We start from the raw sequence: 14,810 nt of genomic DNA on the forward strand, positions 1-14,810 counted from the left end.
CAAGGCGCGTTTCGAACTCTATGTCGAGACCCAGCTTGCACCCGAGCTCAAACCGGGCGACGTCGTCATCCTCGACAACGTCGCCTTCCACAAGAGCGAGCGGGCGGCCGAACTGGTGCGCCAACGCGGTGCTTGGCTGCTGCCGCTGCCGGCCTACTCGCCCGATCTCAATCCAATCGAAATGGCCTTCTCGAAACTCAAGGCGCTGCTCAGAAAGAAGGCCGCGCGATCTTTCGACGCTTTATGCTGCGCTCTCAAGGACATATGCGACCTGTTCGATCCGATACAGTGCAGAAACTTCTTCAAAGCTGCCGGATATGAGGCCAATTAAACGCGACATGCTTTAGGAAAGGAACGAGAGGCAAAGGAAGCGCTTGCGGTTTTCCTCAAGGACTCGCCCGGCGAATCCATCCGCAAAGAACGCAAGCAATGGGAGAAGGTAGACACCGTCCCGGGAGCCCTCGAACGCTGGCTCAACCACTTGCGGATCGCGGGCTTGCGGGAGTGACGGCCGACCACATGCGGCCCGGCAGAAACCAATTGGCCGCGAAAGCCGTTGAAGCCCTTTGTGTCATGGGCGCTGGTTTCCCTTAATGCAGGATCATCTTTTGCAAAGGAATATCGGTGTCGGAAAGTCAGCAATGGGGCGCCTTGCGCCATAGTGCGCTCGCACCCCAACTCGCGCGGCGATGAACGCGCGCCGTTTGATTAGCCACACTCCGAAATGTCAATCCATATGCGCGGCCGGCGCCGCTGCCGCCGGCGCGGCCTTGGGCTTGCGCAGCAGGATCACGAACGGGATTGCAACCAGCGTCATCACCATCAGGATTTTGAAGTCGTTGATGTAGGAGATCATCATCGCCTGCACGTTCACCGCACGGTCGACCTGCGACAGGGCGGCGGGATCGCCGGCCGCCGCCGCCGGAGACGCGGCCCACAGGTTCGGGTTGTACGGGTTGATGAAGGCGGACAGCTCGCCATGGTTGATCTGCGTGTTGCGCACCATCAGCGCCGCAACCACCGACACGCCGATCGAGGAGCCCAGGTTGCGAACCAGGCTGAACAGCGAGGTGGCATCGGTGCGGTAGCGCGCTTCGAGCGTGGCGAAGGCGATCGTCGACAGCGGCACGAACACCATGCCCATGCCGAGGCCCTGGACGACGCCCGAAGAGATGATCAGCCAATTGTCCATCTGCGGCGTGAAGCTCGCCATGGTGTAGAGCGACTGCGCGGTGAGCAGGAAGCCGATGGCGACGAGGATCCTCGCATCGATCCTGTGCATGATGCGACCGACGACCAGCATCGAGATCATCGTGCCGACGCCGCGCGGCCCCAGCACGACGCCGATGGTGACGGTCGGGTAGCCGAAGATGTTGGCCAGCATCGGCGGCAACAGCGACATCGAGGCCAGGATCAGCACGCCCATGACGAAGATGAAGCCCAGCCCGGTCACGAAATTGCGGTCGAGGAATATCTTGGCATCGATGAAGGGATGCTCGGCCGTCACCGTGTGAATGATGAACACCCAGAAGCCGGTGATCGACAGAGCGAGCTCGATCCAGATCTCGGCCGAGTTGAACCAGTCGACCTCGCCGCCGCGATCGAGCAGAAGCTGCAGCGCGCCGACGCCGAGCGAGAGCATGGCGAAGCCGAAGAAGTCGAAGCCGCGCACGCGCTTGGCGATGACCGGCAGATAGGCGGCCATGCCCAGGAAGGCGAGGATGCCGACCGGCAGGTTGATGAAGAACACCCAGCGCCAGTTGAAGTTTTCCGTCAGCCAGCCGCCGAGCGTCGGTCCCAGGATCGGCCCGAGCATGATGCCGGCGCCCCAGATCGCCATCGCCTGGCCATGGCGCTCCTTCGGGTTGATGTCGAGCAGGAAGGTCTGCGACAGCGGCACGATGGCCGCGCCGAACACGCCTTGCAGCAGGCGGAAGAGCACGATCGTCTCGAGACTCCAGGCGAGGCCGCAGAGCATGGAGAAGATGGTGAAACCGACGACGGCAGCCAGGAACAATTCCTTGCGCCCGAGCCGGTCGGCCAGCCAGCCGGTGACCGGCGTCATGATCGCCGCGGCCACGATATAGGAGGTCAGCACCCAGTTGATGTTGTCGGGCGACGCGCCGAGGTCGCCGGTCATGGTCGGCAGCGCGACATTGGCGATCGTGGTGTCGAGCGCCTGCATGATCGTCGCCAGCATCAGCGCGACCGTGATCAGCCCGCGATGCGGCACTTCCTTGAAGGGTTCGGGCGTGCTCATGGTGCTGAACTTCCAGCAAGTAAAACAAAAACGTGTATGCTAGAGCATGATACCGAAAAGTGTGAAGCGGTTTTCGGACGACATCCTGCTCTATCTCTTTGATTTAGAGACGGATTCAGATTTCAGGTCGAACAGACCTGAAATCATCCGGCTCTAGGTTTCCGGGCGGCGAACCTTCCGTTGAGAGACCTTCATCGCGGTGGGACGCGACTATCGATGTGGGGGTTACATCGACCGAAAGTCTCTATAGGAGCGGATGCCTGCCGCCCGGAAACCTGAGGACTGACGGGTCCGTGCCAAGGCCTTCGAGGAAGCGGCCATGCGGCTCGCCTTGCCGATCCTTGCCACACCTCCCATCAGACCAATCCCCTCACTATCCGCCGGATCCCGACGGACTTCGCTGTCGTCTACTGCGCGTGCTCTCCCGCCGTGGCGAGACCGAAGACCGACGGCAGACCGCGCGCCACGCCCGTGTCGACGGTGACGGTGGCGCTCATGCCGGTGCGCAGCGCCATCTTGGCGTCGGGATCGGTCAACTCCAGGCGCACCGGAATGCGCTGCGTTACCTTGACCCAGTTGCCGGTGGCGTTTTGCGCGGGCAGCAGCGAGAATTCCGCGCCCGTGCCGGCGCCGATCGCCTTGACGGTCGCCTCGAAGGTGCGGCCCGGATAGGTGTCGACGACGATCTCGGCCTTCTGGCCCGGCTTCATGTTGGTGAGCTGGGTCTCCTTGAAATTGGCATCGATCCAGGTGTCGCCGGTCTCGACCAGCGCGAAGAGCGGCGTGCCGACCGAAACATACTGGCCGACCTTGAAGGAGGCGGCCTGGTAGACGATGCCGTCCGCCGGCGCCCTCACGGTGGTCTGCGCCAGATCGTAGGCTGCCTTGTCGCGCGCGGCGAGCGCCGACATCACGGTCGGATGCTTGTCGGTCTCGATGTCCGGATTGCCGCCGAGCGCTGCCTTGGCGCTGACGATGCCCTGTTGGGCGACCGCAAGCTGTTGCTTGGCTTTGTCGAGGTCGTTGCGCGCCTCGTCGAGCGACGACTTGGCGTTGATGCCTTTCTGCGCGAGATCGGCGGCGCGGTCATATTGCGACTGCGCGTAATCGACCTCGCTGCTGGCGGACTTTTCCTGCGCCATCGACTGGCTGTAGGCGGCGCGCAGTTGCTCGACATTGAGGCGCGCGGCAGCGACCGCCGCATCGGCCTGGGCCAGCGCGATCCGGTAAGGCTCGGGATCGATGACGAAGAGAAGATCGCCCTGCTTGACCAACTGGTTGTCGGCGATGCCGACCTGGACGATACGGCCGGCGGTGTCGGAGGCGACCGAAATCCTGGCCTGCTGCAGGTTGGCGTTCTCGGTTTCCTGGTAGCGGCCGCCCATCACCCAGACATACGAGCCGCCGGCAAGCAGGGCCAGCGGCAGGGCGACCATCAACAGGAAGCGACCGAGGCGGCGCTTCTTCTTCGGCGCCGGCTGCGGCTCGGGAGCCACGGAAACCGGAGCCGTCGCCGGCTGCTGCAGCGCCTCGGCGACCGGCTGCGCTGGCGCCTCCGCGACCGGCTGCGCCGGCGCATTGGCGATCGGCTGTGCCGACGCATTAGCGATCGGCTGTGCCGACGCAAGCTTGGTGATGTTGTCGTCTTCTATCTTGGCTGCCGCGTTCATGCTGCTGCGCCTTCCGTATTCTTCATCTTTTCCAGGGACGACGTCTCGGCGTCCGTCAAATTCTGCACGATGGTATCCAACACGCGGATCAGGACGCGGCGTTCTTCCGCCGACACGCCGGTCAGCGATTCCTCATAGACCTCGCCGGCCAGGCTCTTGACGTCGGCATAGGCCGCGTTTGCCTTTTCGGTCGGGAAGATCATGCGCACGCGCCGGTCGGTCGCGTCCTGGCGGCGTTCGATCCAGCCGCCCTCCTCCATCCGGTCGACCAGACGCGAGACGCTGATCGGCTCGATTTCGAGGAGTTCGGCAAGCCGCGCCTGCGCGACGCCTGCTTCCTTGGCGACGCGAACGAGCAGCCGCCACTGCGCGGAGGAAAGACCCAGGCCGCTGGCGCGCGCCTCGAAGCGCTTGCGCATCAGGCGCTGCACGTCGTGGATCAAAAATCCCAATCTGTCGATGCCATCTGAAACCATGAGCGCGATATATAATAAGCGTGCTTACTAATCAAGGGGAGGCTTTGCGCACATTCAGAGCGCCGATGTCAACTCCTTCCGGCGTCGTTTCAGCCAAAACATCGGAAAATTTTCAGAAAGCGTTCGGGATTTCCCGGACCTGAAACCGCAAGAAGATCGGGCTGGCGAAAGACAGGCAGCAACGCCCACTCAGCCGCACCTTTCCGGTCGACGCATCCTCCCGGCGCGACCGCAACCTTTTGGTCATGGAGACAACATGATTGCCGCACTCTTTCAGAACAGCCTTGCCGGGCACAACAAGCCGCTGAGGCGCCGCCTCGTCGCCGCATCGATCGCCGTTCTCGCCTGCGGCGCCGCGATGGTCTGGCACGGCGCGAGAAGCGAGGCCTCCAATGTAGCGCCCGCCGCGCCCGAGACGAAGCTCGTCAAGGCCATCGCGGTCGCGCCGACCAACAATGCCGACACCCGCGTCGCCGTCGGCGAGATCAAGCCACGGCGCGAAAGCGATCTCGGCTTTCGCGTTTCCGGCAAGCTGGTCGAGCGCATCGCCGGGATCGGCTCGCTGGTGAAGAAGGGCGAGGCCCTCGCCCGCGTCGATGACCAGGATTATCGCAACCGGCTCGCCAGCGCTGAGGCCGATGTCGCCGCCGCACAGGCGGTGATGGTGGAAGCCAGCGCCGCCGAAGCGCGTATCAGCGCGCTGCTCGCCAAGGGCTTTACCACCCGCGCCAATCACGATGCGATGCTGAAGAACCTGCGCTCCGCGCAAGCCAAGTTGAAATCGGCAAACATCGCTTTTGCCATGGCCAAGGACCAACTCGGCTACACCGAACTGCATGCGGAATTCGACGGCGTCGTCACCGCCACCGGAGCCGAAGCCGGCCAGTCCGTCAATGTCGGGCAGATGGTGGTGCGTGTGGCCGATCCCGAAGCCCGCGACGCGGTGTTCTCGATCGCGGAGGCGGCATTCGCCAACACGTCTGACACGAAGCGGCCGCCCAAGGTTACCGTCTCGCTGCTCAGCAATCCGGCGACCACGACAGTCGGCACCGTCCGCGAGATCGCGCCCATGGCCGATGCCGCGACCCGCACCTTCCAGGTGAAGGTATCGCTTGAGAATGCGCCCGACGCGATGCGTTTCGGCGCGAGCGTTTCCGGGCGCGCCGAGATCGGCGGCGCGAAAGTCGTGGTGCTGCCAGGCAGCGCGCTCTTCGACAAGGACGGCAGGCCGGCCGTCTGGGTGGTTGGTGCCTCGTCCGCTGTCGAACTCAAGCCCATCACAGTCGCCCGCTACGAGACAGACCGCGTCGTCGTCAGCGATGGACTCAACCAGGGCGATCTGGTCGTCACCGCCGGTGTGAACCGGCTGCGGGAACATGAAAAAGTTCGTATCATTGAGGGAGAAGGAAAATGACCATGTCCAAGATCAAGGTCCTCATCGCCGGCGCCGGCCCGACCGGGCTGACGCTTGCGCTCTGGCTGACCAGACTCGGCGTCCCGGTCCGCATTTTCGACAAGGCGGCTCACCCCGGCGAAACCTCGCGGGCGCTCGCCGTCCAGGCACGGACGCTGGAGTTCCACCGCCAGATCGGCATCGTCGAGGATGTGCTGGCCGCTGGCGTGCGGATCGAACAGATCACGGTGCACACGCCGGGCGGTGTCGCCGCCAGGTTGCCGCTCGCCAATTTCGGCCGCGGCATCAGCCCCTATTCCTTCGCCTTCGCCCTGCCGCAGGATATCCACGAACGCGTGCTGATCACGCATCTGAAGCGCGCCGGCGTCGAGGTCGAGCGCGGGACGGAACTCGTTGCCTTCGAGGACAAGGGCGACGCGGTCATCGCCACGCTGAGCAGGAACGGCCGCACCGAGACTGTCAGCGTCGGCTATCTTGCCGGCTGCGACGGCGCCCGCAGCACCGTTCGGCATGGGCTCAATATCGGCTTTCCCGGCGGCACCTACGAACAGGCCTTCTACGTCGCCGACGTGAAGGGCCGTGGCGATATCACGCGCAACGGCATGGACACGACGATCAGCACCTATGGTTTCGCTATCGTCATGCCGGTTCGGCAGTCGGGTTCGGTCAGGCTGATCGGCATCGTTCCGAAAGCGCATGAGGCCGACGAGACGATCAGCTTCGAGGCGATCCGCGCCGATATCGAGCGCGACACCGGTGTCACGGTCGACGAGGTCAACTGGTTCTCGACCTACCACGTCCATCACCGCGTCGCCGAGCGCTTCCGCGTCGGCCGCGTGTTCCTTGCCGGCGATGCCGGCCACATCCATAGCCCGGCCGGCGGCCAGGGCATGAATACCGGCATGGGCGATGCGGTCAATCTCGCCTGGAAGCTCGCCGCCGTGGTGCAGGGCCGCGCCGATCCGCGTCTTCTCGACAGCTACGAGCCGGAACGTATCGCTTTTGCAAAAAAGCTGATCGAAAGCACCGACCAGGCCTTCCGTATCGCCACCAGCCGCTCGCGGCTCGTCGGCCTGTTCCGGCGCTACCTGATGCCCAAAATCCTGAGCGTCGCGCTGCGCACGTCGTTCGGCTCGCGCGCCTTCTTCGGCGTGATCTCGCAGGCGTCGATCCAGTATCGCGCCGGGCCGATCAGCTCGGGCACGGCAGGCAAGGTCAGCGGCGGCGACCGCCTGCCCTACGTGCCGGCCGCGAACAACGACAATTTCGAGCCGCTGCGCTCGCTCGACTGGCAGGTCCATGTTTATGGCGAGGTCAATGCCGAGTTCCGGGCAATGCTGGCATCGACTGGTATCCCGGTTCATGCCTTCGCCTGGTCGGAGGCGGCTGGCGAAGCCGGCTTGCAGCGTGACGCCGCCTATCTGGTGAGGCCCGACGGCCATGTCGCGCTCGCCTCGCCGGTCCAGGAGGCGGCCGCCTTCCAGCGCTATCTCGCCGGTCTGGCCGTCCGGCCGAGGACCGCCGAGCGCGCGCCCTACCGCGTGCTTGGCACGATGCACAGCCTGGCCTGAACCTTCGGCGCCGGCCTTAGCGGCGGACGCCGACCGAAACCAACCGTCATTTGTTTTCGCCAGCCGGCAGCCGCCGGCGGAACGCGCCTTTGCGCGCGCTGAGAGGGATTTGCACCATGACCAGCTTCAACCTTTCCGAATGGGCGCTGCGCCACCGCAGCTTCATCGTCTACCTGATGATCGCCGCGGCCCTTGCCGGCCTCTACGCCTATCGCGGCCTTGGCCGCGAGGAGGACCCGCCCTTCACCATCAAGACCATGGTGGTGAAGACGATGTGGCCGGGCGCCAGCACCAGCGACACGGTGGAGCAGATCACCGACCGCATCGAAAAGAAACTCGAGGAGTTGCCAGACCTCGACTACGTCAAGAGCTACACCAAGCCCGGTGAGTCCGTCGTCTTCGTCAACCTCAAGGACACGGTCGCCGGCGACCAGGTGCAGCCGCTCTGGTACCAGGTGCGCAAGAAGCTCGACGACATCAAGCCGACGCTGCCGTCAGGCGTGCAAGGACCGTTCTACAATGACGAGTTCGGCGACACCTATTCGCTGATCTACGCGCTCACCTCCGACAGCCTCAGCCATCGCGAGCTGAAGGACCTGGCCAGCAGCCTGCGCGCCGGGCTGCTCACCGTGAAGGACGTCGCCAAGGTCGACCTGGTCGGCCAGCAGGACGAGAAGATCTATCTCGAATTCTCGACGCAGAAGGTGGCCGCGCTCGGTCTCGACGTCGGCACGCTGTCGCAGGCGCTGCAGGCGCAGAACGCGCTGACGCCGAGCGGCACGGTCGACGCCGGACCCGAGCGCATCGCCATCCGCGTCTCCGGCAGCTTCACCTCCGAGGAGAGCCTGAAGGCGATCAACTTCTACGCCAACGGTCATTACTTCCGGCTGGGTGACGTCGCCGAGGTCAAGCGCGCCTATTCCGATCCGCCGCAGCCGATGTTCCGCTTCAACGGCAAGCCTGCCGTCGGCATCGCGATTTCGATGACAGCGGGCGGCGACGCGCTGGCGCTGGGCGAGAACGTCAAGGAAAAGATGCACGAGATGGAGGCCGAGCTGCCGCTCGGCGCCGAACTCGGCCTGGTCGCCGACCAGTCGCATGTGGTGGAAGAATCCGTCGGCGAGTTCACCAAGAGCCTCGGCGAGGCGATCGCCATCGTGCTCGCCGTGTCGCTGCTGGCGCTCGGCTGGCGCGCGGGCGTCGTGGTGGCCGTCGCCATCCCGCTGGTGCTGGCGATCACCTTCGTCACCATGGAGTATTTCGGCATCTCGCTGCAGCGCATCTCGCTCGGCGCGCTGATCATCGCGCTCGGCCTTCTGGTCGACGATGCGATGATCGCGGTCGAGATGATGATCTCGCGCATGGAGGAAGGCTTCGACAAGATCTCGGCCGCCACCTATGCCTACACGTCTACCGCCTTCCCGATGCTCACCGGCACGGTGGTGACGATCGCCGGCTTCGTGCCGGTGGGCTTCGCCAAGAGCGGCGCCGGCGAATACTGCTTCTCCCTGTTCGCGGTCGTGGCGATCGCGCTGGTCGTGTCCTGGGTGGTGGCGGTGCTGTTCACGCCGCTGACCGGTGTCTTCCTGCTGCCGGACCGCATCAAGGGCCATGGCAGCCACCAGCCATCGCGGATCGCGCGTGGCTTCCAGGTGCTACTCGAGGCGGCGATGCGGGCGAAGTGGCTGGTGCTGTCGGCGACCGCCGGGCTGTTCGCGCTCTCCGTGGTGGCCATGGGCTTTGTCGGCCAGGAGTTCTTCCCGAAGTCCGACCGGCCCGAGGTCATGGTCGATCTCACTTTGCCGCGCACCGCCTCGATCAAGTCGACCGATGCCGTAGTGGAGCGCGTCGAGAAGCTGCTGGCGGCCGATCCCGACATCGACCACTGGAGCTTCTATGTCGGCCAGGGCGCGGTGCGCTTCTACCTGCCGCTCGACGCGCAGCTCGCCAACGACTTCTTCGCTCAGGCGGTGGTTGTCACCAAGGGTCACGCCGTGCGCCAGGCGGTCATCGACCGGCTGGAAAAGCAACTGTCGACCGGCTTCGACGATGTCATGGCCCGCGTCACGCCGCTGGAGCTCGGCCCGCCCGTCGGCTGGCCGCTTAAGTTCCGCGTCAGCGGTCCCGACCCGGACAAGACGCGCAGCCTGGCGCAGCAGTTCGCGCAGGTGCTGGGCAGCGACGCCTCGGTGCGCAACATCAACTACGACTGGAACGAACCGGCCAAGGTGATCAAGGTCGAAGTCGACCAGGACCGGGCGCGCGCGCTGGGCATCTCCTCGCAGCAGCTTTCGGAGACGATCAACGCGATCCTGTCCGGCTCGAAGATCACGCAGATGCGCGACGACACCTATCTCGTCGACATCGTCGCCCGTGCCGTGGACTCGGAACGCGCCAGCATCGACACGCTGCGCGGCCTGACGATCAGTGCCTCCGGCGGCCGGCGTGTGCCGCTCGAACAGGTGGCGAAGCTCTCCTATCAGACCGAGCCGCCGCTGATCTGGCGCCGGGGCCGGCTGCCGACTGTGACGGTGCAGGCCGACGTGGCCCCTGGTGAGAACGCCACCACCGTATCGAAGCGGCTGGAGAGCGCCATCGCCGCCTTCAAGGCCGAGCTGCCGGCGCGCTACAGCGTCGAACAGGGCGGCGTGATCGAGGACAGCGCCAAGGCGCAGGCCAGCATCTTCGTGGTCTTCCCGCTGATGCTGTTCATCATGGCTACGGTGCTGATGATCCAGCTGATGAGCTTCCAGCGTCTGGTGCTGGTGCTGCTTACCGCTCCGCTCGCGATCATCGGCGTCGCCGGCGCGCTGCTTCTCTCAGGCGCACCGATGGGCTTCGTCGCCATCCTCGGCGTGATGTCACTGATCGGCATGGTGATCCGCAACTCGGTCATCCTGATCGCGCAGATCGACCAGCACATCGCCGCCGGCGAAGAGCCGTGGGCCGCGGTGATCAGCGCCACCACGCATCGGCTCAGGCCGATCCTGCTCACGGCGGCGGCAGCCATCCTCGGCATGATCCCGATCGCGCCGACCGTGTTCTGGGGGCCCATGGCCTATGCGGTGATGGGCGGACTGATGGTGGCGACCGTGCTGACGCTGGTCTTCCTGCCGACGCTCTACGTCGCCTGGTTCGGCATCAAGGCGCCGGCTGAGGCCGCCTTAGCGGCCGAACCGATCACGGCCACGGCCGAGCCCCAGCCGCTGGTTGCCTGATCGAAGCCACGGCGGAAACGCCGCCGTGGCAGTTCTTCATCGCCGCCGACGTGCTTGTCGTCGGCTACGTCACAACCGCGGCGCACTGGCTGTTCGTGGTTGCTCACCTGGCGGCGCTGACGGGCTCGACACGGCTTGCCGCTACATCCTCCCACTAGACTTCAACCAACATCAGGAGAAACGAAAATGCCTCTGAAATCCGTGAAGAAATTTTGTTCGGCCGCGGCGCTGCTCGCGCTCGCTCTCACCGCCGTCGAAATCGTCGGCAGCGCCGTCCCGGCCCTGTCGCTGGTCGGCTCTGCCGAGGCCCGCATCGGCGCGCCCTGGACGCCGCGCAGCGCCGCCGGCGTTGCCCGCCGCACGACGACATGGCGTGTGCTGAGGCACACCACCGCCTGGGTCGCCACGCTGCCTGCCGGTTGCGTCCGCACCAAGGTCAACGGCTTCGACGTCTGGCGCTGCGGCGGCACCTACTACCGGGCCTATCAGGGCCGCTACATCGTGGTCGTCGTCGATTGACCAGGCTCAGGGTCAATCTCGCCGAGGGCAAGTCTGACGCCCTCGGCGAGATGCTCGGCATCGGCCCGGTTCTCGAACGGCACGCCGCGCAGCGCATAGTCGAGCGGCGAGAAAGCATCGCCCTCCTCGACGAGGGCGACCTGCCGCCGCGCCTTCTCCATATCGCCCATCTGGGCATAGCAGGCCGCGAGCCGAGTCCTAATCCAAGGTGCCGGGCGCGTCGCCAGTTCCAGCGCATCCGCCGCCTGCCGGTATTCCCCCATCATGTAGAGCGCCAGCGCGCGGTCGAACTGGTACCAGTGCGGGTGCAACGGATCGATGCGGATGCCGCGCGCCAGCCAGGTCAGCGCCTCCAGCGGCCGGCCGCGCATGGTCAGCAGCATGCCCATCTGCTCGATGCTGTCGGCATCGTAAGGGTTGAGCTGGAGGGCGATGCGCATGTGATGCTCAGCCGCCTCGTGGTCGCGCATATACAGGCGGATCAGCGACTGCACGCGATGGCCGGTCGGCTGGTCGGGCGACAGGGCCAGGCCCTTGTCGGCGAGGTCGCGCGCATTTTCCAGCACGGCGTCGCTGGCGCGTCCGAACTCCCCGTCCAGCGAGCGCGCGAGGGCGAGATAGGTATAAGCCAGCCCATAGTTCGGATCCTTGGCGATGGCTGCCTCGAACAACGCCTCGGCGCCGCGCTGGTCGGTCTGGGCGGGATCGCGCAGCATCGCAAAGCCGCGCAGCAGAAGCTCGTAGGCGGCAAGGCTGGTCACCGGCTTGCGCGAAGCCTGCTCCAACCCGGCGTTGGTGACCCGCGTGACCAGCCGGCTGACGATCTGCTCGACGATCTCGCGCTCGATCACGAAGAGGCCCGCACCTTGTGACTGGTAGCGATCGCCCCAGAGCTGGCTGGCGCTCGCAATGTCGACGAGGCTGACGGCCACAACGACATGCTCGCCCTGGCGGCGCAGCGAGCCCTCGACGAGATAATCGGCGCCGATGCGGGCGCGTATCTGGGGCCACTCGGCGCGACCGAAGGAGGCGAAGGAGAAGCTCGAATTGCGCGCCAGCACGGTCACCGTGCCGAAACGCGCCACGCCGTTGATGATGTCCTCGGCGAAGCCGTCGACCATCGCCTCGTCGGTGGGATCGCCGCTGTCGTTGCGAAACCGCACCACGGCCACGATCGGCTGCGCGCCGATCTCGGGAGCGGCTTCCGCCCCGGCGGCCAGCATGTAGCCCCGCTTGGATACGGTGCGCACCATGTCCTCGCCCAGCACCTTGCGGATTTCGCGGACCGACTGGGTGAGCGAATCCTCGGTGACGTAGACGCCCGGCCAGACGACATCCATCAGTTCCGATTTCGGCACGACACGGCCCATGTTGCGGGCGAGATGCGAAAGCAGCGCATAGGCTTTCGGACGCAGGAACAGCGGCTCGTTGATGCCACGCAGAGTTCCCTTGGCAAGATCGAGCGTGAACCCGCCAAACCGGAAGACCTGATCGGCCGTCGCCGTCGTCATCGGGACACCCCTTCCCGCCTACCGCGCATAGTGCCAAGCCGATCCCACTCGACCCGGCCCGCACGTCGCCATTATTGCCCAGTGCGCAATTTCGATCAAACTGGTTGCCGATGCGGCGGCTAGTGTAGCCCCGCCAAATTGCGAGTAACCATGAATCCGACCGAGAAAGCGCTGTGGTTTGTCGAAAGCCACCTGCCGGATACGATTTCGCTCGACGATGTCGCGGCAAGCAGCGGCGTGTCGCGCTTCCATGTGACGCGCGCCTTCGGCGCCGCCACCGGACGGTCGGTCATGGGCTATATGCGGGCGCGCCGCTTGAGCGAAGCGGCGCGAAAGCTTGCCGGCGGGGCGCGCGACATTCTGTCGGTCGCGCTCGATGCCGGCTACGGCTCGCATGAGGCGTTCACGCGGGCCTTTCGCGAGCAGTTCGGCACCACGCCGGAGCTGGTGCGCGCAAAAGGCTCGACCGACAACCTCGACCTCGTGGAGCCCATCCTGATGGACAGTTCGCTTCTCACCACACTGGAGCCGCCGCGCTTCGAGACCAGCCGACCCTTCCTCATCGCCGGGCTTGGCGAGCGCTACAGCTGCGAAACCAGCGCCGGCATCCCCATGCAGTGGCAGCGCTTCGCTCCCTATATCAGCAACATCCCGGGCGAGGTGCCCGGCGTCTTCTATGGCGTCTGCCTCAACAGCGACGATGCCGGCAATTTCGACTATGTCGCCGGCGTCGAGGTGACGGATTTCTCCGACCTGCCCAAAGACTTTTACCGCGTGCGGGTGCCGGCGCAGAAATATGCGGTGTTCTCGCATCGCGAGCACATCTCGACCATCCGCCGGACCGTCAACACGATCTGGAACAGCTGGCTGCCGGCCTCCGGCCACGAGATCGCCGATGCCCCTGAGTTCGAACGTTATGGGCCTGAATTCGATGCGCGCACCGGCAATGGCGGGCTGGAGATCTGGGCGCCGATCAAAGGCTGATCGGCACTACAATTCCAAATTCCAGGTCTGGCCGACCAGATCCTTGCCGAAGGAGTGATGGCCCTCTTCCTCGACCAGCTTGAAGCCGGCCGCCTGATAGATTCGGCGGGCCGAGCTCAATATGTCGTTGGTCCAGAGCGTCAGCGTCTTGTAGCCCTTGGCGCGCGCGAAGCCGATGCACTCGTCGACCAGCCGCCTGCCAATGCCGAGGCCACGCGCCGACGGCTCGACGTAGAGCAGCCTGAGCTTCGCCACCTTGGGCGACTTGCGCACGACGAAGACCGAGCCGACCACCTCGCCTCCGCGTTCGGCGACCCAGCTGCGTTCCCATTGCGGCACGAAATTCTTGACGAACTCGCCGAGGATTTCGGCAACCAGCGCCTCGTAGGTCCCGTCCCAGCCATAGTCCTGCGCGTAAATGAGGCCCTGGCGATGCGTGATCCAGCCGATGTCGCCGACCTGCAGCGGCCGCAGGATGTAGGGAACCTTGGGTTCGGCTCTGTCGCCGAGCAGGTCCTGCACCGTGCGCATCGCCTTGACCAGCCGCTCCTGGTCGGCTGGGGCCAGACGATCGAGCAGCGCGCGCACCTGATCGTGCGAATCCTGGTTGAGCGGCGCGAAGGCTTGCCTGCCCGCCGGCGTCAGCGCGATCGAGGCGCGGCGCGCATCCGCCTCGGTAGCTTCGCGCTCGACCAGGCCGCGCTCCTCGAATTTCTTCAGCAGCCGGCTGACATAGCCGGGATCGAGGCCGAGGTCGCGCACCAGGTCGCTGGCGACGAGCCCGTCGCGATGGGCAAGCTCATAAAGTACCCGCGCTTCGGTCAGCGAGAACGGGCTTTTCAGCAGGCCTTCGTCGAGCAGGCCGATCTGGCGGGTATAGAAACGATTGAAGGCGCGCACGGCATCGATACGCTCCTTGCCGGGATGATCGTGGATCGTCATGGCGGTTTCTCCTGTGCTGGACAGGATCGATCATTTAGTTGACTGAGTCAATAAAATGGCTGTCACAGCTTCGTCATTCCAGGGCGGAGCAAGGAGCGGAGCGACGCGCGCAGACCCTGGAATCCATGCCATGACCTACGAGCGCTGCAACGATGCAGAGCCTTGGCACCGAAACGCCGGCACAGGATTCCTTCCTCTGCACCGCATCATTCTACGACGAACGTAACGGCATGGATTCTAGGGTC

The 14,810-nt window shown here is 65.1% G+C and carries 11 protein-coding genes; 6 read left to right on the forward strand and 5 right to left on the reverse strand.

Annotated features, from left to right (window positions below; all coding sequences use genetic code 11):
- Positions 1 to 331 (forward strand): transposase (locus tag F3H96_RS20245; RefSeq protein WP_149803480.1); only part of this gene is annotated, 331 nt, incomplete at its 5' end.
- 396 nt (positions 332 to 727) lie between these two features.
- On the opposite strand, the gene F3H96_RS20250 is transcribed toward F3H96_RS20245, so the two are convergent.
- From F3H96_RS20250 to F3H96_RS20260, 3 genes are all read right to left on the reverse strand, one after another.
- Positions 728 to 2,260 (reverse strand): DHA2 family efflux MFS transporter permease subunit, encoded by a 1,533-nt coding sequence (locus tag F3H96_RS20250; protein ID WP_149803500.1) that lies wholly within the window; start codon positions 2,258 to 2,260, stop codon positions 728 to 730.
- A 407-nt stretch (positions 2,261 to 2,667) separates the two neighbouring features.
- Positions 2,668 to 3,930 carry an HlyD family secretion protein gene (locus F3H96_RS20255; protein ID WP_149803501.1) on the reverse strand — a complete coding sequence of 421 codons (1,263 nt, stop codon included), beginning with the start codon at positions 3,928 to 3,930 and terminating at the stop codon, positions 2,668 to 2,670.
- Entirely contained in the window at positions 3,927 to 4,406 is a 480-nt protein-coding gene (locus F3H96_RS20260) for a MarR family transcriptional regulator (RefSeq protein ID WP_149803502.1), read from the reverse strand. Before F3H96_RS20260 ends, F3H96_RS20255 begins: the two co-directional genes overlap by 4 nt.
- Positions 4,407 to 4,662: 256 nt before the next feature.
- Between F3H96_RS20260 and F3H96_RS20265 the strand changes: the two genes are divergently transcribed.
- From F3H96_RS20265 to F3H96_RS20280, 4 genes are all read left to right on the forward strand, one after another.
- Positions 4,663 to 5,820 carry an efflux RND transporter periplasmic adaptor subunit gene (locus F3H96_RS20265; protein ID WP_149803503.1) on the forward strand — a complete coding sequence of 386 codons (1,158 nt, stop codon included), beginning with the start codon at positions 4,663 to 4,665 and terminating at the stop codon, positions 5,818 to 5,820.
- Positions 5,817 to 7,391, forward strand: a complete 1,575-nt coding sequence (locus F3H96_RS20270) for an FAD-dependent monooxygenase (protein ID WP_210248159.1) — start codon at positions 5,817 to 5,819, stop codon at positions 7,389 to 7,391. Before F3H96_RS20265 ends, F3H96_RS20270 begins: the two co-directional genes overlap by 4 nt.
- A 116-nt stretch (positions 7,392 to 7,507) precedes the next feature.
- Positions 7,508 to 10,609, forward strand: coding sequence for an efflux RND transporter permease subunit (locus F3H96_RS20275; RefSeq protein WP_149803504.1), 3,102 nt, complete (start codon positions 7,508 to 7,510; stop codon positions 10,607 to 10,609).
- Between the two features lie 186 nt (positions 10,610 to 10,795).
- Positions 10,796 to 11,128, forward strand: a complete 333-nt coding sequence (locus F3H96_RS20280) for a hypothetical protein (protein ID WP_149803505.1) — start codon at positions 10,796 to 10,798, stop codon at positions 11,126 to 11,128.
- On the opposite strand, the gene F3H96_RS20285 is transcribed toward F3H96_RS20280, so the two are convergent.
- Positions 11,104 to 12,639 (reverse strand): winged helix-turn-helix domain-containing protein, encoded by a 1,536-nt coding sequence (locus F3H96_RS20285; protein ID WP_149803506.1) that lies wholly within the window; start codon positions 12,637 to 12,639, stop codon positions 11,104 to 11,106. The two genes, F3H96_RS20280 and F3H96_RS20285, sit on opposite strands and share 25 nt — an antisense overlap.
- A 150-nt stretch (positions 12,640 to 12,789) precedes the next feature.
- On the opposite strand from F3H96_RS20285, the gene F3H96_RS20290 reads away from it, so the two are divergent.
- Positions 12,790 to 13,623, forward strand: coding sequence for an AraC family transcriptional regulator (locus F3H96_RS20290; protein WP_149803507.1), 834 nt, complete (start codon positions 12,790 to 12,792; stop codon positions 13,621 to 13,623).
- A gap of 6 nt (positions 13,624 to 13,629) precedes the next feature.
- Here the strand turns inward: F3H96_RS20290 and F3H96_RS20295 are convergent, their stop codons facing one another.
- Positions 13,630 to 14,565, reverse strand: a complete 936-nt coding sequence (locus tag F3H96_RS20295; RefSeq protein ID WP_149803508.1) for a helix-turn-helix domain-containing GNAT family N-acetyltransferase — start codon at positions 14,563 to 14,565, stop codon at positions 13,630 to 13,632.
- Between the last annotated feature and the right edge of the window lie 245 nt (positions 14,566 to 14,810).

This window comes from Mesorhizobium sp. NFR06 (assembly GCF_900115245.1).
Taxonomy (GTDB): domain Bacteria; phylum Pseudomonadota; class Alphaproteobacteria; order Rhizobiales; family Rhizobiaceae; genus Mesorhizobium.

What these genes read in the sequence shown, in the direction of transcription:
- F3H96_RS20260 (WP_149803502.1), bottom strand. Translation starts at nt 4,406, where the DNA reads ATGGTTTCAGATGGCATCGACAGATTGGGATTTTTGATCCACGACGTG.
- F3H96_RS20290 (WP_149803507.1), top strand. Translation starts at nt 12,790, where the DNA reads ATGAATCCGACCGAGAAAGCGCTGTGGTTTGTCGAAAGCCACCTGCCG.
- F3H96_RS20295 (WP_149803508.1), bottom strand. Translation starts at nt 14,565, where the DNA reads ATGACGATCCACGATCATCCCGGCAAGGAGCGTATCGATGCCGTGCGC.
- F3H96_RS20265 (WP_149803503.1), top strand. Translation starts at nt 4,663, where the DNA reads ATGATTGCCGCACTCTTTCAGAACAGCCTTGCCGGGCACAACAAGCCG.
- F3H96_RS20280 (WP_149803505.1), top strand. Translation starts at nt 10,796, where the DNA reads ATGCCTCTGAAATCCGTGAAGAAATTTTGTTCGGCCGCGGCGCTGCTC.
- F3H96_RS20270 (WP_210248159.1), top strand. Translation starts at nt 5,817, where the DNA reads ATGACCATGTCCAAGATCAAGGTCCTCATCGCCGGCGCCGGCCCGACC.
- F3H96_RS20285 (WP_149803506.1), bottom strand. Translation starts at nt 12,639, where the DNA reads ATGACGACGGCGACGGCCGATCAGGTCTTCCGGTTTGGCGGGTTCACG.
- F3H96_RS20275 (WP_149803504.1), top strand. Translation starts at nt 7,508, where the DNA reads ATGACCAGCTTCAACCTTTCCGAATGGGCGCTGCGCCACCGCAGCTTC.
- F3H96_RS20250 (WP_149803500.1), bottom strand. Translation starts at nt 2,260, where the DNA reads ATGAGCACGCCCGAACCCTTCAAGGAAGTGCCGCATCGCGGGCTGATC.
- F3H96_RS20255 (WP_149803501.1), bottom strand. Translation starts at nt 3,930, where the DNA reads ATGAACGCGGCAGCCAAGATAGAAGACGACAACATCACCAAGCTTGCG.